Source organism: Promicromonospora soli (assembly GCF_014653785.1).
Classification (GTDB): Bacteria; Actinomycetota; Actinomycetes; order Actinomycetales; family Cellulomonadaceae; genus Promicromonospora; species Promicromonospora soli.
The window spans coordinates 476551-494006 of the sequence record NZ_BNAS01000001.1; the positions used below are offsets into that span (position 1 = coordinate 476551).

14 protein-coding genes are annotated in these 17456 nt (G+C 69.1%); 5 read left to right on the top strand and 9 right to left on the bottom strand.

The window, feature by feature from the left end:
- Positions 1-49 precede the first annotated feature (49 nt).
- The 4 genes from IE250_RS02160 to ggt all read right to left on the bottom strand — a co-directional run bounded on the left by IE250_RS02160 (position 50) and on the right by ggt (position 5676).
- Entirely contained in the window at positions 50-1603 is a 1554-nt protein-coding gene (locus IE250_RS02160) for a DUF3502 domain-containing protein (RefSeq protein ID WP_189667612.1), read from the bottom strand.
- 82 nt (positions 1604-1685) lie between these two features.
- The gene (locus tag IE250_RS02165) at positions 1686-2603 is read right to left on the bottom strand and encodes a carbohydrate ABC transporter permease (protein ID WP_189667613.1); all 918 of its coding nucleotides are present in this window, start codon (positions 2601-2603) and stop codon (positions 1686-1688) included.
- A gap of 15 nt (positions 2604-2618) precedes the next feature.
- On the bottom strand, positions 2619-3593 hold the full coding sequence (locus tag IE250_RS02170) for an ABC transporter permease (protein WP_189667614.1): 975 nt from the start codon (positions 3591-3593) through the stop codon (positions 2619-2621).
- A gap of 259 nt (positions 3594-3852) precedes the next feature.
- Complete coding sequence (ggt, locus tag IE250_RS02175) at positions 3853-5676, bottom strand: gamma-glutamyltransferase (RefSeq protein ID WP_189667615.1); 1824 nt, start codon at positions 5674-5676, stop codon at positions 3853-3855.
- 238 nt (positions 5677-5914) lie between these two features.
- On the opposite strand from ggt, the gene IE250_RS02180 reads away from it, so the two are divergent.
- The 4 genes from IE250_RS02180 to IE250_RS02195 all read left to right on the top strand — a co-directional run bounded on the left by IE250_RS02180 (position 5915) and on the right by IE250_RS02195 (position 10773).
- Positions 5915-6970: a hypothetical protein gene (locus IE250_RS02180; protein ID WP_189667616.1), complete on the top strand. Its 1056-nt coding sequence runs from the start codon at positions 5915-5917 to the stop codon at positions 6968-6970.
- 94 nt (positions 6971-7064) lie between these two features.
- Positions 7065-7709: a dihydrofolate reductase family protein gene (locus IE250_RS02185; RefSeq protein ID WP_189667617.1), complete on the top strand. Its 645-nt coding sequence runs from the start codon at positions 7065-7067 to the stop codon at positions 7707-7709.
- A 78-nt stretch (positions 7710-7787) separates the two neighbouring features.
- The gene (locus tag IE250_RS02190; RefSeq protein WP_189667618.1) at positions 7788-9878 is read left to right on the top strand and encodes an elongation factor G; all 2091 of its coding nucleotides are present in this window, start codon (positions 7788-7790) and stop codon (positions 9876-9878) included.
- Positions 9879-9915: 37 nt separating this feature from the next.
- A complete protein-coding gene (locus IE250_RS02195) occupies positions 9916-10773 on the top strand; it encodes a dihydrodipicolinate synthase family protein (RefSeq protein ID WP_189667619.1) in 858 nt (285 codons plus the stop codon).
- A gap of 78 nt (positions 10774-10851) precedes the next feature.
- Here the strand turns inward: IE250_RS02195 and IE250_RS02200 are convergent, their stop codons facing one another.
- From IE250_RS02200 to IE250_RS02220, 5 genes are read right to left on the bottom strand one after another with little or no spacing between them, the layout of a single operon-like run.
- A complete protein-coding gene (locus IE250_RS02200) occupies positions 10852-11925 on the bottom strand; it encodes a Gfo/Idh/MocA family protein (RefSeq protein WP_189667620.1) in 1074 nt (357 codons plus the stop codon).
- Positions 11926-11959: 34 nt separating this feature from the next.
- Positions 11960-13141, bottom strand: a complete 1182-nt coding sequence (locus IE250_RS02205; RefSeq protein ID WP_229872061.1) for a Gfo/Idh/MocA family protein — start codon at positions 13139-13141, stop codon at positions 11960-11962.
- Complete coding sequence (locus tag IE250_RS02210; protein WP_189667621.1) at positions 13138-14439, bottom strand: ABC transporter substrate-binding protein; 1302 nt, start codon at positions 14437-14439, stop codon at positions 13138-13140. The genes IE250_RS02205 and IE250_RS02210 overlap by 4 nt, the downstream gene beginning before the upstream one ends.
- 25 nt (positions 14440-14464) lie before the next feature.
- Positions 14465-15397, bottom strand: a complete 933-nt coding sequence (locus IE250_RS02215) for a carbohydrate ABC transporter permease (RefSeq protein WP_189667622.1) — start codon at positions 15395-15397, stop codon at positions 14465-14467.
- Positions 15387-16316: a carbohydrate ABC transporter permease gene (locus IE250_RS02220; protein WP_189667623.1), complete on the bottom strand. Its 930-nt coding sequence runs from the start codon at positions 16314-16316 to the stop codon at positions 15387-15389. The genes IE250_RS02215 and IE250_RS02220 overlap by 11 nt, the downstream gene beginning before the upstream one ends.
- Before the next feature lie 128 nt (positions 16317-16444).
- Here IE250_RS02220 and IE250_RS02225 point away from each other — a divergent pair, with 128 nt between their 5' ends.
- Positions 16445-17443, top strand: a complete 999-nt coding sequence (locus tag IE250_RS02225; protein WP_189667624.1) for a LacI family DNA-binding transcriptional regulator — start codon at positions 16445-16447, stop codon at positions 17441-17443.
- Positions 17444-17456 lie beyond the last annotated feature (13 nt).

Sequence of the window (17456 nt, forward strand, 5' to 3'; positions counted from 1 at the left end):
CGCGGTCTGCGCACGCGGGCCCGCACAGCGTCATGGAATCGGCAGCGGCTTAGCCCTGCGACTCCGCCCAGGCGTCCAGGTCGGTCTGGATGGAGTCCCGCGCGTCCTCGTAGCCCGCGTCGATCAGCTTCTGCCGCATCTCGTCGATGGCGGCGGCCGGGTCGTCGAACTTCCCGTACTGGAGCTGCGGGATGTACTCGGAGAGCACCCCGCCCATGGCCGCCAGCGTGGGATCGATCAGATCCTTGTTCACGATGAGGGTCGAGTACGGGTAGTCCTTCGCCGAGGCGTCGAGCTGGTCGTAGATCTCCTGCTTGTTCGGCGCGTCCGTGACCCGGTCCGGCTCGAACTCGTCCATGCGGCCGGCCCAGAAGTTAGACCCCAGGGCGTCGGTGGAAGAGTCGTAGCCCTCCGGGTAGCCGAGCTTGCCGTCGTCGGTCATGACGTAGTCAGTGCCCTCGATGCCGAAGTTCAGCAGCTTGTAGGCCTCCTCGTCGTTCCGCAGGACGTCGTAGACCTCGAGCGCCTTCTCGGGGTTCTGCGAGGTGGCGTTCACGGCCATGGCGCCGTGCGTGAGGATGTCCCTGAAGTAGTTCCCGTTCTCCTGACCCCAGTAGAAGAACTTCGGGTCCGACCCGGGCTGCTTCTTGGTCATGTTGTCGACGATCGAGCCGACGAAGGTCTGCGTGTGGTGCTGGTCCGTTCCGGAGAGGCCCGCGTAGAACTCCTCGCGCGTGTCGCCGTCATAGTTCAGCGCGTCCTCGCGCCAGACGCCGAGCTCGTTCCACTCCTTCGCCAGCTCGGCAGCCTCCAGCAGCTCGTCACCCTCCATGTACCAGGACCCCACGGTGTTGGGGTCGGACTCAGTGGTCTGGAACGGGAAGTAGTTGCCGGCGCTGACCTGCTGGATCGTCTGGCCGTCGGTGTGCCCCTGGAGGTACCCGGTCAGCGCGACGTCGCTGGCTCCCGCGGCGGCGTCCCAGGGGTAGGCCTCCTTCTGGTTCTCCTTGACCCACTCGAAGTAGGTGGTGAAGTCCTCGAACTTCGTGATCGTGCCGTCCTCGAAGCCGGCCTCGGTGGCCCAGTCGCCGCGGTAGAAGAACCCATGGTTGGTCCACTGGGTGAAGTTGTCCTCGGGGATGAACTGGATCTCCCCGTCGAGCTTGGTCAGCTCCCAGTGCCCCTCCGCGTCGACCTGCTCCCAGGTCCTCGGCGCGTGCTCCTGCAGCATCTCCTCGGACAGCGGGAGGAAGGCGCCCTTCTCGGCGTTCTCCCAGGCGAAGAGCCAGTCCGTCGCGGTGGTGATCAGGTCGATGCTGTCGTCGCCGGAGAGGAGCTGGGTGTTGTACTGGGTCTGCCAGTCGGCCCACTCCACGTAGAACAGGTCGAGGTTGGCGTTCGCCTCCTCCTCGAGGCGCACGTTGAGCTTCTCCAGCATCGCCTCCAGGCGACCGTTGGTGGGCTTGTCGCCCAGCACGAGCATCGTGATCGTTGTCGGTTCCCCGGACTCCTCGGCTTCGCCCGGGCTACAGGCAGCGAGGGCCGTCACGCTCATGGCCAGGGTGAGGGCGGCGGCGCCGGCCCTGGCGAGAGACTTCCTCATCGTTGAGACTCCCTTGATCTGATTCGTTCGGTGATTCGTTCGGTGATTAGTTCGGTGCTGCAGTCCTTGCCGTCGCGGGCGGTCAGCCCTTGACCGCGCCGACGGTGATACCGCTGACGAAGTACTTCTGGACGAACGGGTAGAGCAGGACGATCGGCCCTGTCGCCACCACGGCGCTCGCCATCTTCAGGGTGTTGCTCGGAAGATCCGTGATGCTGACGTTCGAGCCGGCAACGGAATTCCTCAGCGCATTGGCCGTGTTGATGATGTTGTACAGGTGGTATTGGAGTGGTTTGAACTCCACGGTGCTGCCGAGGTAGAGCGAGGACAGATACCACTCGTTCCAGTACCCCAAGGCCAGGAAAAGGCCGCAGGTGGCCAGCGCGGGCTTCATCATGGGCAGCACCAGCTGGAGAAAGATCCGGAAGTCGCCGGCCCCGTCCACCTTTCCCGACTCGACGACCTCGTAGGGGACGGACCGCACGAAGTTCTTCATGAGGATGATGAGCCACGGGGTCATCAACAGCTGGAGGAACACCGCCAGGTAGCTACCCTTCAGCTCGAGGTAGCGCGCGACCCAGATGTAGGTGGGCGCGAGCCCCGCCGAGAAGAGGGTCGTGAAGTAGATGAAGAACGAGATGCTGTTCCTGAACGGGAAGTCCTTCCGCTGCAGGGCGTAACCCGTCATGGCGATGACGAACAGCCCGATCGCCGTACCCGAGACCGTCATCACGATCGTGACGACGTACGAGCCGATGATCTGCCTGGGTGCCTGGAAGATGTACTCGTACGCAGCGAACGTGAACTCCTTGGGCAGCAGCCCGAAGCCGTCCTTCATGATCGCGGCCTCGCTGGAGAAGGACGCCGAGACGATCAGGATGAAGGGCAGCGCGCAGAAGGCGGCGAACACTGCGACCGAGGCGTACGAGATGCCCCGTAGCGCATAGTCGCTCCTGTCGAGCCTGACCTTCCGCGGCTTCGTTGCCACAGCGGCGCTCATCACGCCCCCTCTCTGTTAGAACAACGCATAGTCCTCGTTGATCCTTCGGACGATCCAGTTGGCCAGCATGACGATCGCAAACCCGAACAGGGATTGGTACAGGCCGACCGCTGCGGATGACGTGAAATTGTTCTGAGAAATGATCATGCGGTACACGGAGGTCTCGATGATGTCGGTGGTCTGATAGAGCGCCGCATTGTTTCCGACCAGGTTCCAGAAGAGCCCGAAGTTCCCCTTCATGATCCCGCCGAGCGAGAACAGGAGAAGGATGATGAACGTGGGCTTCAGGCTCGGGAGGATGATGTACCGGATGCGCTGCCAGGCCGAGGCCCCGTCGATCGCGGCCGCCTCGAACAGGGAGTTGTCGATGCCCATGATCGCGGCGAAGTAGACGATGGATCCGTACCCGGTGCTCTGCCAGAGGTGGAAGGCAATGATGATGATCGGCCAGGCCCCGGCGATGCTGTAGATCTTGATCGGGTCCCCGCCGGTCTGCTCGATGAGCGCGTTGAGGGCACCCGTGTCGAAGTTGAGCAGGTTGAAGGCGATGACGCCGACGAGGACGACCGAGATGAAGTACGGCAAGAACATGACAGCCTGGCTGATCTTCTTGAAGTACTTCGACCTGATCTCGTTCAGCATGATGGCGAGCGCGACCTGAAGGATGTTTCCCAGGACGATGAACGCCAGGTTGTAGAGCAGCGTGTTCTTCGTCAGCAGCCACAGCTGCCCTGACTGGATGAGGAATTCGAAGTTCCGCATGCCCACGAAGGGGCTCCCGAAGATCCCGTCCCGATAGTTGAAGTTCGTGAATGCGATCCACGCCCCCGGGAGCGGGATGTAGTTGAAGACGATGAAGAACACGATGGCCGGCAGGCACATCAGGAGCAGCGTCTTGTTACGGCTGATCCTGCTGAGCAGCGACCTCGGCTTGTCTGTCGTCGGTGCCTCGCGCAGCTGGACGCGCGCCGGCGTCAGCGCGGCAACCATGGCGATCGCTGTTCAGCCGGCTCGCTGACCGGGTTGTCTTTCATGTGCCACTCTCCGTTGAAGGCCCTACCGAGCGTCGTCGCTCGCCGATGTTAACGATAACAGTTAACGTGAACATCAGGGTAGGCCGTGGCATTCGTCCGGTCAAGCACGCCCAATCACGGTTCTGTAACTTTGGTAGTGGTATGCCCGAACCGTCTACTCCGCGACAGATGCGAGTGGCCGGCACGTCGTCGACGCACCGGCCACTCGAACTAGGTCAGTGCCCCGCCGGCCACACCACGCGGGCGGATCCGCCGCCGAGCCGCGTCGGCTCCGCCACGGCGGTGAGCAGGCCGCCGGGGCCGATCTCGATGGCGGTCGCCGCGCCGATCGCGTTCGCGGTCGGTCGGAGTGTGTGCCCGTACCCGGTCAGCGCCGTGCCGTAGCTGTCGACGAACGCCTGCTCCGCCGTCGTGCGCACCGAGTTCTGCGGCGCCGCCCGCGGGGCGGCGATCGCCTCCTCGATCGTCATGCCGAGGTCGATCCGGTTGATCAGCATCTGCGTGACCGTGTTGATGATCTGCGACCCGCCCGGCGAACCGAGTGCGAGCACCGGACGCCCGTCGGCCAGGACGATCGTCGGCGACATGGACGAACGCGGGCGCTTGCCCGCCTCGATCCGGTTCGGGTCTTCAGCGTCGTACTCGATGCTGAAGTCCGTGAGCTCGTTGTTCAGCAGGAACCCGCGTCCGGGCACCACGATCCCCGACCCGCCGATCTGCTCGATCGTCAGCGTGTACTCGACCACGTTGCCCCACCGGTCGACGGCCGTCAGGTTCGTGGTCGACGTGCTCTCGGTGTCCTCGGGGTTGATGCCCTCCGCGGCGGGCTCCGCGCACACTCCGTCGTACGACCTGGCGTCGCCGGCCGCCACCGGCTTGGCAGCCGCAACCTCCGGGTTCAGCAGGCAGGCCCGCTCCTTTGCGAACGTGTCGTCGAGCAGCCCGGCCACCGGAACGTCCACGAAGTCGCCGTCGCCCAGGTAGGCAGCGCGGTCCGCGTATGCCAGAGCGCTCGCCTCGATGTAGTGGTGCATCGCGGCCGGGTCCTCCAGGGACCCCAGGTCGAACTGCTCCAGGATATTGAGCGCCTCACCCACGGTGGTCCCGCCCGACGCCGGCGGCGCCATCCCGAAGATGTCGTACCCGCGGTACGAGACGGCGGTCGGGTCCCGGTCCACGACCTCGTACGACGCGAGGTCCTCGGCGGTCATCGATCCGACCGGCACCGGGAGCTCGGTGTCGTCCGTGACAGGCGGCGCCTGCACCGCGTCCACGACATCCTGCGCGAGCTCCCCCTCGTAGAACGCCTCCACACCTCCGCGGGCGAGCGTCCGGTACGTCGCCGCGAGGTCCGGGTTGCGGAAGACCGACCCGACCTCGGGCGCCTCGCCGCCCGGCAGGAACAGCTCGCTCGTCGAGGTCAGTGCCTCGAACCGCCCCTGGTTGACCACGGTCTGGTCGTGAAAGAGCTGGTCGACGACGAAGCCCTCCTCCGCAACGGTCGTCGCAGGCCGGAGTGCCTGGCTCAGCGATGTCGTACCCCACCGCTCCAGCGCGCGCTCCCACGTGGCAGGCGTGCCCGGGACGCCGACGCTGACGCCGCCGGTGACGAGGTCCGGGTAGAAGGGGTACGGCTCTCCGGTCGCCGGGTCGACGAACGCGTCGTGCTCCATCGCCGCCGGCGCGGTCTCGCGCCCGTCGATCGTCTCGACCTGGCCGGTCGCGGCGTCGTAGTGCACGAAGAACCCGCCGCCGCCGATTCCGGCGCTGTACGGATCGGTCACCCCGATCGCCGCGGCCATAGCGACCGCGGCGTCGGTGGCGTTGCCGCCCTGACGCAGCACTTTCAGGCCCACGTCGGACACGACCGGGTCGAGGGAGCTGACTGCGCCGCCATAGCCGATCGAGGTCGGCACCCGCGGCGAATCCTGCTCCGAGCCGGCGGTCGCGGCGTCGGCAGGGCTCGCCGAGACGGCGCCGGCCAGCACCATGGCCAGCGCGCTCGTGAACGCTGACGAACGAGTAAATCTCCTGCTCATAGGGGCAGGTCCTCCTCAGGGTGTGTGGCTCAACCCGTTGTGGGCCGGCACGGAGTATGACGTCGCGAACCTACCCAAAGGTTGCATATCCGGCCCAACTGCCCTCGCCGAGAGCGCGGCAGCACGGCGGTCGTCGCGTTCGTGGAGAGTGGAATCCGCCGCCCGGATGCGTTCTCCGTGCGGAAGGATGCACCGTGGAGAAGCCGGCCCCTGTGCGGCCGGCGCGAGGGGAGACGGCGTGACGAACGAGCTGACGACCGAACCAGGCGGCCTCGCCGGCCGCGGCCACCTGCTGCGCCTCGGTGCGCCGCGTGACACGGCGGCCGTGCGGCACCTGGTCACCTTCCTCGTGGCGAGTGTCGTGACCGTTCTGGTGACGCGTGCCTACCTGGCCGCGATGGACTACCCGCAGATCGGCGGAGGCGGGCTGCACCTCGCCCACGTCCTGTGGGGCGGGCTCCTCATGGCTCTGGCGATGATGCTGCTGCTGTCGTACGTGGGGCCGGCGCCGCGGTCGCTCGGGGCGGTGCTCGGCGGGATCGGCTTCGGACTGTTCATCGACGAGGTCGGCAAGTTCGTCACGTCCGACAACGACTACTTCTATGCGCCCACCGCCGCGATCATCTACTTCGTCACCGTGCTGCTCGTCCTGGTCGTCGAGGGGATGCACGGCCGCCGGGCACACCACCCGGCCGAGTACCTCGCCGTGGCGGCCGACCGGCTCACCGCTGGTCTGGCCGGCGGGTTCACACCGGCCGCACGCCACGAGGCGCGGGCCCTCGCCGCCAGGGGCGCCGGCGAGCCCGGCGCCGACCTGGTCGCCGGGTTGATCGACGCCGTGCCCGACGACGACACCGACGTGCCCGACCCGGTCCGCGGCGGCGTCGACCGCGTCGTGCGGTGGCTGGACGCGCTCGTGGACCGGGCGTGGGCGGCGTGGCTGGTGATCTCTGTGCTCCTGCTGGTTGGCGCGATCGAGGCGAGAGTGGGCGTTCGCGTCGTGCGCGGGCTGGTGCCCGGACTGCCGGAGTGGACCGGCATCGCGATCCTCGCGGCCGTCGGGACGTCCGTCGTGCTGCTGGCCGTCGGCGTCGTCGTCGGCCGTCGGGACCACCTCGGTGGTGCGGTCTGGGTGCGCCGTGCGGTGCTCATCAGCCTGCTGTTCACCCAGCTGCTGGTGTTCCGCGCGGTGCAGTGGACGGCGGCGTTCGGGCTCCTCCTGGACGTGCTGGCCTTCATGGTGCTGGAGGTGGCGCTCCGCGAGGAACGGATGCTGAAGGTCCGAGCCACCTGAGCGGGAGCCGGGGCAGATGAGTTTGCCGGTGCCCACAGGTCTTCCCTCTTGACCGATTGACCAAGCACACACACTCATCGGGAGTGAACGAACCATGGGCATCATCCAGATCGAGCTGTTCGCAACCCTCGACCTCGTCGGGCAAGCGCCCGGCAGCCCCGAGGAGGACCCGGTCGAGTTCCCGTTCGGCGGCTGGCAGGCACCCCTGCTCGACGACGTCGTCGGGGCGCAGGTCGGCGCCGCGTACGAGGGCACGGACGCCCTCCTGCTCGGCCGGCGGACGTACGACATCTTCGCCGCCTACTGGCCGCACCAGGAGGGTGGCGAGGACAACGAGATCGCCACCCTCTTCAACCGTGTCCCGAAGTACGTCGCCTCCCGCGGCACGCCCAGCCTGCCGTGGGCCGGGTCCACGCAGCTCGGCCCCGACCTGGCGAGCGCGGTGCGCGAGATCCGCGACCGGCACGAGCACGTGAAGGTCGTCGGGAGCCTGAACCTGGTCCAGACCCTCCTGCGCGAAAAGCTCTTCGACCGCCTCGACCTCTGGGTGCACCCGATCATGCTCGGCGTCGGCAAGAAGGTGTTCGACGGCGGCGAGGTTCCCACCAACGTCACCCTCCTCGAACCACCTGTGGCCAGCCCCAAGGGCACCGTGTACCTGCGCTACGAGCTCGCCGGCGGCACGCCGGCGACGGGAGACATGGCCGCGCCCGACCGCGGCGTCGGACGCGGCGACTGAAACCGCCCCCGCCTGGACGTGCATTCTCGCCGCCTGACGCGCCATCATGTCGGGTAGCACCCAATGGCGGGAGGCCTCATGGAGCCGGTATCGACAACCACCCACCGGACCGTCGCCCTCGTCGGCGCGTCGGGCGCGGGCAAGACGACGCTCACCGAGGCGCTTCTGCACCGCGCCGGCGCGATCCCCCGCGCCGGCCGCGTGGAGGACGGCACCACGGTGACCGACCACGAGCCCGAGGAGGTCGCGCGCGGGATCTCGCTCGGCCTCGCGCTCGGGACGCTGACCTGGACGTGTCCCGACGGCACCGTGCGCACGCTGACACTGGCCGACGCGCCGGGGCACCCGGACTTCGCGGGCGCCTTCGACACTGCCCTGTCCGTCGCGGACCTCGCGCTCGTCGTCGTCAGCGCGGTCGACGGCGTGCAGCCGGGCACCCGGGCCGCGTGGGCGACCGCCGAGGCGCTCGGCGTGCCGCGCCTCGTCGTCGTGACGCAGGAGGACCGGGCCCGCGCAGACTTCCGGCAAGTGCTCGCCGAGCTGCGCGAGGCCTTCGGCGGGCACCTGTGGCCCATCGAGCTACCGCTCGGCGAGGAGCAAGCGTTCCGCTCCATCGCCGACGTGCTCGGCGAGCACGCCCTCGTCTACGACGACGCAGGCCGCCACCACGACGAGGACCTGCCGGCCGAGGTCGTCGACGAGGAGCACCGGATGCACGTCGACGTGACCGAGGAGCTCGTGTCGCACGACGACGAGCAGCTCGACGCGTACCTGTCGGGACATGAGCCGGCCGCTGCCGACCTCGAGCGGACGCTCGCGCACGAGGTCGCCACGGGCGAGGCGGTGCCCGTCGTCGTCGCGTCCGGCGTCACCGCCACCGGCGTCGACCGCCTCATCGACCTGCTGTGCGAGCTGGCGCCGGCGCCGACCGACCGCGACAGCCGGATCGTCGTCGGCTCGGGCTCCGACAACGGCAACGGCAACGGCGGCGCCGGTGACGCGGGGCGCACCGTCGCGGTGGCCGCCGACCCGTCCGGCGAGCCGCTCGTGCACATCTTCCGCACCGTGGTCGACCCCTTCGTGGGCCAGGTCTCGATGCTCAAGGTGCTCTCCGGGGTCGTACGGACCTCCGACCGGTTGCGCAACGCGACCACCGGCGCCGACGAGCGCATCCACGGCCTGTTCCGGCTGCAGGGCAAGGAGCACATCCCGGTCGGCGAGCTCGCCGCGGGCGAGGTCGGCGCCGTCGCCAAGCTGGGCGGCTCGCCGACGGGCACGCTGCTCTGGTCGCGGCCCTCGGGCCGTGCCCGGCCCTTCCTTCCACCGCCGCGCCAGCCCGTCTACGCCGCGGCGCTGGTGCCGGCTTCCCAGTCCGACGACGAGCACATGTCGACGGCGCTGGCCCGGCTCGTCGCCGAGGACCCGACGCTCGTCGTCGACCGCGTCGGGGATGCGACGGTGCTGCGCGGCCTCGGTGACACGCACCTCGACGTCGCGGTCGAGCGGCTCGCGCGGGTGTTCGGCGTCCATGTCGAGACCGGGCCGGTGCCCGTGGCCTACCGGGAGACGATCGCGCGGCCCACGCAGGCCGAGGGCAAGGTCAAGAAGCAGTCGGGCGGGCACGGCCAGTTCGCCGTCGTCCAGCTGCGGGTCGGGCCCCTGCGTGAGGGCGGGTTCGAGTTCGTCGACTCGGTGGTCGGCGGCGCGGTGCCCCGGCAGTACATCTCGGCCGTCGAGAAGGGGGCGCACGACGCCATGGCCGCCGGAGGGCCGCAGGGCCACCCCGTCGTGGACCTGCGCGTCGAGGTGTACGACGGCAAGGCGCACTCGGTGGACTCCTCCGACATGGCGTTCCGCATCGCGACGGCCGCGGGTGTCAGGGCGGCCCTGGCCGACGCCGGGACGGTGCTGCTCGAACCCGTCTCGACCGTGACCGTGACCCTCCCGCCTGAGCACCAGGGTGCGGTGCTCACCGACCTGTCGGGGCGCCGCGGGCGCGTCTCGGCGACCGAGCTGGCCGACGACGGCCGAGCGCGCCTCGTCGCGACTGTGCCGGAGGCGGAGCTCAGCCGTTACGTCCTCGACCTGCGGTCGCTGACCGGGGGCCGTGCCGAGCTCACGATCGAGCCTGCCGGCTACGAACGGGCGGCGAGCGCCGCGCGGGGTTGAGCCAACCCGCGCTGCTCCCCCACACCGAAGGAATGCCATGCCCGTTCGCATCATCAGCGCCGTACCCGTCCCGTTCACCACCGACGGCTCGCTGGACCTGGCCACCTACGACGCCGCGCTCGCCGCGCTCGCGCCGCACGTGGGCGGCGCGCTGGTCGCGGGGACCATGGGTGAGTTCCCCGCGCTCGACGACGACGAGCGCGTCGAGCTGTTCCGGCGGGCCGCGGACGTGCTGGGCACGGAGCGCGTCATCGCACACCTGGGGCACGGGAGCACTCGCCAGGTCCTGCGACTGGCCGACGCCGCAGCGGCGACGGGGATCCGTCGCCTCGCCCTACTCAGCCCGTACTACCTGCCGACCGACGACGACGGCGTCGTCGAGTTCTACCGGGCTCTCACGGAGGCGCACCCGCAGGCCGAGGTCTACGCCTACATCTTCCCGGAGCGAACCGGGATGGACGTCCCGCCCGAGACGCTCGCGCGCGTCCTCGCGCTGCCCGGGTTGGTCGGCGTGAAGCTGTCGGGCGGGGCAGCCGCGCAGCTGCCCGACTACGCCGCGGTGCTCGGTCCCGACCATGAGCTCTACTCGGGCGACGACTCGACGCTCCCGGCCGTGCTCGCGTTGGGCGGGACGGGAGTCGTCTCGGGCGTGTCGAGTGCGTTCCCCGAGACGTTCGCCGCGCTCGCCCGGGCGCTCGACGCCGGGAGCCCCGAGGCCGAAGCCGTCCAGGCCGTGGTCGAGGAAATCGTCCCGCTCGCCGGTTCCACGGTCCCGCGGCTCAAAGCTGCCATGTCCGCACGTGACGGCGCGCCGTGGGCGTGCCGCATGGCACTCCCCGCGGTCGACGACGCGACGCTCGAGGCGATCCGCGACGCGGTCGCGGCGCACCGCTGACCCCCGGGTTTGTTGTGGGCGCGATCGTTGCGACTACCTGCCCGGTTTAGGCGCAACGATCGCGCCCACAACAAACGGTTACGGGGTGAGGAGTCTTGCGCTCTGCTGGGCCAGGACGCTGAGCTCGGCGGCCTTGAACGCGTGTTCCTGTGTCATGGCGGTCTCCGTGCGCTCGAGGCAGTCGAGGACGAGCCGGCCGAAGAAGGGGTAGCCCACGTTCCCGTCGGCCACCAGGTGGTGCTCCCCGCGTCCGTCGACGAGGAACACGTGGCCGGGCCCCTGTTCCGTGGCGACGTTGACGTACTTGCGCAGCTCCAGGTATCCCTCGGTACCCAGCACGAAGGTCCGCCCGTCCCCCCAGGTGCTGAGGCCGTCCGGGGTGAACCAGTCGACCCGGCAGTAGCCGGTGGCGCCGTTGTCCATGACGATCGACGCCTCGCCGAAGTCGTCCAGGCCGGGATGCTCGGGATGGTGGTAGTTCGCGATCGCCGAGTACGCGACCTCGGCGTCCTTCGCTCCCGCGTAGAAAAGCATCTGCTCGAAGTTGTGGCTGCCGATGTCGCACAGGATCCCGCCGTACTTCTCCTTCTCGAAGAACCAGTCGGGGCGGCCGGTGCCGAGCCGGTGCGGACCGAGTCCCATCACCTGCAGGACGCGGCCGATCGCCCCCTGGTCGATGAGCTGTCCGGCGAGCACGGCGGCCTCGACATGGATCCGTTCGGAGTAGTACACGGCGTACTTGAGCCCGGTCCTCGAGGTCGCCTGCCGGGCCGCCTCGAGCTGGTCGAGGGTGGTGAGCGGCGCCTTGTCGGTGAAGTAGTCCTTGCCCGCCTCGATGGCACGCAGGCCCAGCGCACAGCGCTCCGACGTGACCGCGGCGCCGGCGACGAGGCGGACGTCCTCGTCGTCGAGCACCTCCTCCTCGCTCCGGGCGACTCGCACGTCGGGGAACCGCTCGCAGAACTCGGCGACCTTCGCGGGGTCCGGGTCGTAGACCCACTTGAGCGTCGCGCCGGCGGAGACCAGCCCCTCGCTCATCCCGTAGATGTGCCCGTGGTCGAGACGCACCGCGGCGAAGTGGAAGTCTCCGGGACCCACGACGGGTGCGGGTATGGGTTCCGGCGCATAGGCGGCGCCGCTGGTCGTCGTCATGAAGTCTCTGGTCCTGTTCTCGCGGGAGGGGTCGTCAGTCGTCGATGGCCGAGCTGCTGCCGACGGTGATCGCACCGGGCAGGTCGGCCACCGCCGTCGTCTTCTCGAAGAAGTGCGGCGCGCGCTCGACGAGCGTGCCCGCGCGGTAGTACGGGTCGTCCGCCGACACCGGCAGGTCGACGGTGCGCCGCTCGATGCCCGCCTGGTAGATAGCGGTCACGAGCTCGATGGCACGGCGTCCGTCCGTGCCGTCCACGGCGGGCCGACGGCGCTCGCGAACCGCCCCGAGCATGTCGCCGATCTGCCCGGGGTGGCCCACGTGCTCCAGGGCGCGGTGCGACGCAGCGAGCGCCTCGATCTTGGCGACGCGACCGGGGTCTCCGCCGGGGACGGGGAACCCGTTGGGTTCGGCGGCGTCGGCGACGACCTTCCACGGCTGGGACACGCGGGCATGCCGCCCGTGCACGACGATCGCCTGCTCCTCCCCGTGGTGCACCACTGAGCTGGTGACCTCGGCCAGCGCCCGGTCGTACTGGAGGACGGCCACCGACAGGTCCTCGACCTCCGAGTTCTCGTGTGCGGCGTTGGTCAGCACCGCGGTGACGGCGCGGGGCGCGCCGAGCAGCCAGAGGGTGAGGTCCAGGTGGTGGATCGCGTGGTTGAGGGTGCACCCGCCGCCCTCGGACTCCCACGTGCCGCGCCACCACAGGTCGTAGTAGGCGGTACCGCGCCACCAGGCCGAGGAGACCTGTGCGTGGGAGACGGGGCCGATCAGGCCGGAGTCCAGCACCTCCTTCAGGGTGGCCATGTCGTCGCGGAAGCGGTTCTGCGCGACGACGGACAGGATCCGGTCGTTCTCGGTAGCGGCCGCGATCATGGCGTCGCACTCCTCGAGCGACGGCGCCATCGGCTTCTCGACGAGCACGTCGACGCCGGCTCGCAGGGCGGCGATCGTCAGCTCGGCGTGGGTCGACGGCGGCGTCGCGATGCTGACGAGGTCCAGGTTCTCGGCCGCGAGCATGTCCTCGACCCGCTCGTACGCTCGCGCCGACGTCAGGCCGGGCTGGGCGCGCAGTGCGGCGGCCCTGCCGGGTGCGACGTCGCACAGGGCGACGATCTCGCACTCGTCCGCGAAGCGCCGGTAGCCGTCGATGTGGGCGGCGGCGATGCCGCCGGTCCCGATGATGCCGATCTTGAGCACTGTTCCTCCGGTCACTTGGCGGCGTTGGTGGAGCTCTGGACCTCGGCGATCAGGGCGTTCGCCGCGTCCAGCGGTGTCTGGCGTTCGAATACGACGTCCTGCAGGTAGCGCAGCAGGATGGTCTCGATGTCCGAGGCGCCGTTCGGGACGATCGCCGGCGCGTCGCCCAGGTGCGGCTCGCGCTGCTCGGCGAAGTCGGCGGCCTTGCGCTCCTCGGCCGTGAGGTCCTCGCCGAGCGACTCGAGCGACTTGGCGTTGGCCGGGATGCCGCGCTCGGTGCCGATGATCTTGGCCGCCTCGGGGTCGTTGACCAGGAAGTCCACGAGCAGCGCCGCCTCAGCGGGGTGCTCGGACTTGGACGACACCGACCAGTACATCCCCGGCTTGTAGTAGTCGTACTTGGCGGTGTCCTCGTCGGGGGTCGGCAGCGGCACGAGCTCGAGCTCGGCCCCGCTGGCCGCCGCATACGCCGTGATCATGGTCGAGGGCGTGAAGATCGCCGCGGTCTTGCCGGTCGTGAAGAGGGTCTGGTCGAGCGGCAGGCTGATGGTCTCCGCGGTGGTCGACGCCGACGGCGCGGCGCCGCTCTTGGTCCAGTCGAGCGCGAGCTGGAAGTAGTCGGCCAGTGTCTCGGGCCGGATCACTATGTCGTCCTCGGAGAAGAGCTGGTCTCCGTGCTGGCGGGCGAAGAGCTGCAGGGAGAACTCGTTGTAGATGACGTTCGTGCCGTACGTGCCCTCCGGCGACTTCTCGGTGACCTCCTGGGCCCAGGCCTCGAACTCGTCCCAGGTCCAGGTCGAGGTGTCAGGCAGCGGGACACCGATCTCCTCGACGAGGTCCGTGTTCACCAGCAGGCCGGTCGAGGTGGTCGAGATCGGCATCCCGTACAGGGTGTCGTTCCACGAACCCATGTCCAGCACGGGCTGCTCCAGACCCGACGTGTCGAGCTGGGACAGGGAGCCGAGGTCCGTGAGGCTGCCGCGCGAGGCGTACGAGGAGAGGTAGAGCTGGTCCATCTGGATGACGTCGGCCGCGTTGCCGCCCGCCGTGGCGGTGGCGAGCTTCTCCCAGTAGCCGCTCCAGTCGGAGAACTCCGGTTCGATCGTGACGTTGGGGTACTGCTCCTCGAAGAGGTCGAAGACCTCCTGGGTGCGGGCGTGGCGGGTGTCGCCGCCCCACCACGTGACGCGCAGGGTGACGGGCTCGTCGGCGAGCTCGGCCGATCCCTGGGGCTGAGCCACGCCGCACGCGGCGAGCGTCAGCGTCAGGGCCGCGGCGACGCTGCCGGCGGCGGTACGACGGATCCGGTTCATGGCGGGTTCCTTCTCGTGTGGGGGCTTACTTGAGCCCGGTGGTGGCGATGCCCTGGACCAGGTACTTCTGGCCGAGGGCGAAGGCGAGGACGAGGGGCACGATGGTGACGACGCTCATCGCGAACATCCCGCCGAACGACGACGTCGACTGCGCGTCGATGAACGAGCGCAGCGCGATCGGGACGGTGTAGAGCTGCGGGTCGGTCAGGTAGATGAGCTGGGAGAAGAAGTCGTTCCACGTCCAGATGAACGTGAAGATCGCGGTGGTGGCGAGGGCCGGCTTCATCAGCGGCAGGATGATCAGGAAGAAGATCCGGCCGTGCCCGGCCCCGTCGATGCGGGCGGCCTCGTCCAGCTCGCGGGGCAGCCCGCGGATGAACTGGACCATGAGGAAGATGAAGAACGCGTCGGTGGCCAGCAGCTTGGGCACGATGAGCGGCAGGAACGAGTTCACGAGCCCCGCCTGCGCCCACAGGATGTACTGCGGCACGATCACGACGTGCACGGGCAGCATGATCGTGATGAGCATGTAGGCGAACGCCGGCCGCTGGAACCGGAAGCGCAGGCGGGCGAACGCGTAGGCGGCCATCGAGCAGCTCACGAGGTTGCCGATGATCGAGCCGATCACGACGAGCGCCGAGTTGAGCAGGTACGCGCTGAAGGGCCTGCCCAGAGCCGTCCACCCGTAGGTGTAGTTCTCCACGTGGAGGGTCGTCAGCAGGAGCGACGGGTTGCCGAAGATCTGGCCGTCGGGCCGCAGCGAGCTGACGACCATCCACAGCACCGGGTACAGGGTGGTGAGGACGCCCAGGATCAGCAGGACGTGCTTGGCACCCCTGCGGAGCGCCTGCCTGACCTGGCGGCCGTCCGGACTGCGCGGGGCGGCCTCCGGCGGCGCGGTTCTGGCGGTCGCGGCGACGTCGTGCTGCGCGCTTCGGGTCGTGGACTCAGTTGTCATAGTGCACCCAGTACTTCGAGAGCCAGAAGTTGACAGCGGTGAGCGCGCCGATGATCAGGACGAGCAGCCAGGCGAGCGCCGACGCGTACCCCATGCGGAAGGACGAGAAGCCCTCCTGGTAGAGGTAGAGCGTGTAGAAGAGCAGCGAGTCGGACGGCCCTCCTGATCCCCCCGAGACGATGAACGCCTGGGTGAAGGAGGAGAACGAGTTGATGATCGCCAGCACGAGGTTGAAGAAGATGATCGGGGTCAGCAGCGGCAGCGTGATGGCGCGGAACCGGAGCCACGGGCCCGCGCCGTCGGTGGCGGCGGCCTCGTAGAGCTCGACCGGGATCTGCCGCAGGCCGGCCAGGAAGATCACCATCGGCGACCCGAACGTCCAGATGTGCAGCAGGATGATCGTGCCCAGGGCCGTGTCGGGGCTGCCGATCCAGCTCGTGGTGGTGTGGATGCCGACGAGGCCGAGCATCGCGTTGACGAGACCCTGTCCCCCGAACACCAGGCGCCACAGCACCGCGATCGCCACCGAGGCGCCGAGCAGGCTGGGCAGGTAGAAGGCCGAGCGGTAGATCGCCCGGCCGCGTAGCCCGCGGTCGAGCAGCAGCGCCAGAGCGAGCGCCACGAGGAGCTGGCCCGGCACCCCCACCAGCACGTAGACGAACGTGACGACCAGCGAGTGGTGCAGCCGCGTGTCGGTGAGCATTCGCTCGAAGTTGGCGAGCCCGATCCAGTTCGCGTTCTGCAGCAGGTTGTAGTCGGTGAACGACAGGTACAGGGAAGCGATGATCGGCCCGAGGGTCAGCGCGAGCGCGCCGAGCACCCACGGCCCCAGGAACGCGAGCGCCGCCTTGTTGTCCGGCGTGGCCTGCGGGGTGCGTGGGGATCTTCGTGCCAGCCGTTGTAGCTCAGCGACAGACATGGACACCTCCTCCTTGAGGGGTCACGGCCCGCATTCGGGCGACGTCGGTGATACGTGTCACCAGTGATACGTGTCACTATGGTTGTGGGCTGAGCGGGCCACTGTCAAGGGGATGGAGAATTGTGAGCGTGTCACTCCCACCAACGAGCCGCGACGTCGCGCGCATCGCCGGCGTCTCGCAGACGACGGTGTCCTACGTCCTCACCGGGAAAGGCTCGATCTCCCCCGCCACCCGCGAGCACGTCCTGCAGGTCGCCGAGTCGATCGGCTACCGCCCGAACCTCGCGGCACGGTCGATGCGTACCCGCCGCTCCGGGCGCCTCGCCGCGATCACCGGCGTCGCCATCGACAACCAGATGCGCATGCTCAACGGCGCGGCCCACGTGGCCAACGAGGCCGGCTACGTCATGGAGACCCATAGCTTCGACGGCACCGTGGAGGACCGGACCGAACGGGTGCTCGAGCTGACGGCCGGCGGGCAGTACGAAGGCATCCTGACCTTCGTCCCGGTTCTTTCCGCGGCACTGTCGAACGGCCCGGGCACGCCTCCGGTCCTGGCCGCGACGGCGTTCGACGACAAGATGCACAGCCTTGGCGAGCTGGCCGACGCCAGCCTGCTGGAGGTGTTCATCAGTGCGCTCGTGGCGGCCGGCCACCGCCGGTTCGCGCACGTCGCCGGGCCCCAGGACTACGCTTCCGGCCGCGCACGCGCCGAGACCTACCTCGCCTGCGTCGAGCGCCTCGGCGTCGAATCACTCGGTGTGCTCGGCGGGGAGTGGACCGCGGAGGCCGGCCGGCAGGCCGTCCTCGCGCTACCCGACGACGCGCCTCCGGTCGCCGTGATCGCGGGCAACGACATCCTGGCGGTGGGCGTCTTCCGCGGCGCCGCCGAGCGCGGGTGGTCGATACCGGACGACCTCGTCGTGACCGGATGGGACAACGCGGAGTTCGGCGCCTACACCACGCCGTCGCTCACGACCGTCGACGTCGACTTCGAGGCGGCCGGACGCCACGCGATGCACCTCCTCGTCGCGGCGCTGCGCGGCGAAGAACCACCGCCGCGTGCATCCGCCCTCCAGCGCATCGTCTGGCGGGAGTCGACAGGACGGGCCGAGCCGCCGCGATGACGGCGTGCACGAA

Coding starts and splice junctions, on each gene's coding strand:
- IE250_RS02210 (WP_189667621.1), bottom strand. CDS start 14,439: ATGAACCGGATCCGTCGTACCGCCGCCGGCAGCGTCGCCGCGGCCCTG.
- IE250_RS02200 (WP_189667620.1), bottom strand. CDS start 11,925: ATGACGACGACCAGCGGCGCCGCCTATGCGCCGGAACCCATACCCGCA.
- IE250_RS02170 (WP_189667614.1), bottom strand. CDS start 3,593: ATGGTTGCCGCGCTGACGCCGGCGCGCGTCCAGCTGCGCGAGGCACCG.
- IE250_RS02195 (WP_189667619.1), top strand. CDS start 9,916: ATGCCCGTTCGCATCATCAGCGCCGTACCCGTCCCGTTCACCACCGAC.
- IE250_RS02220 (WP_189667623.1), bottom strand. CDS start 16,316: ATGTCTGTCGCTGAGCTACAACGGCTGGCACGAAGATCCCCACGCACC.
- ggt (WP_189667615.1), bottom strand. CDS start 5,676: ATGAGCAGGAGATTTACTCGTTCGTCAGCGTTCACGAGCGCGCTGGCC.
- IE250_RS02165 (WP_189667613.1), bottom strand. CDS start 2,603: ATGAGCGCCGCTGTGGCAACGAAGCCGCGGAAGGTCAGGCTCGACAGG.
- IE250_RS02190 (WP_189667618.1), top strand. CDS start 7,788: ATGGAGCCGGTATCGACAACCACCCACCGGACCGTCGCCCTCGTCGGC.
- IE250_RS02185 (WP_189667617.1), top strand. CDS start 7,065: ATGGGCATCATCCAGATCGAGCTGTTCGCAACCCTCGACCTCGTCGGG.
- IE250_RS02215 (WP_189667622.1), bottom strand. CDS start 15,397: ATGACAACTGAGTCCACGACCCGAAGCGCGCAGCACGACGTCGCCGCG.
- IE250_RS02160 (WP_189667612.1), bottom strand. CDS start 1,603: ATGAGGAAGTCTCTCGCCAGGGCCGGCGCCGCCGCCCTCACCCTGGCC.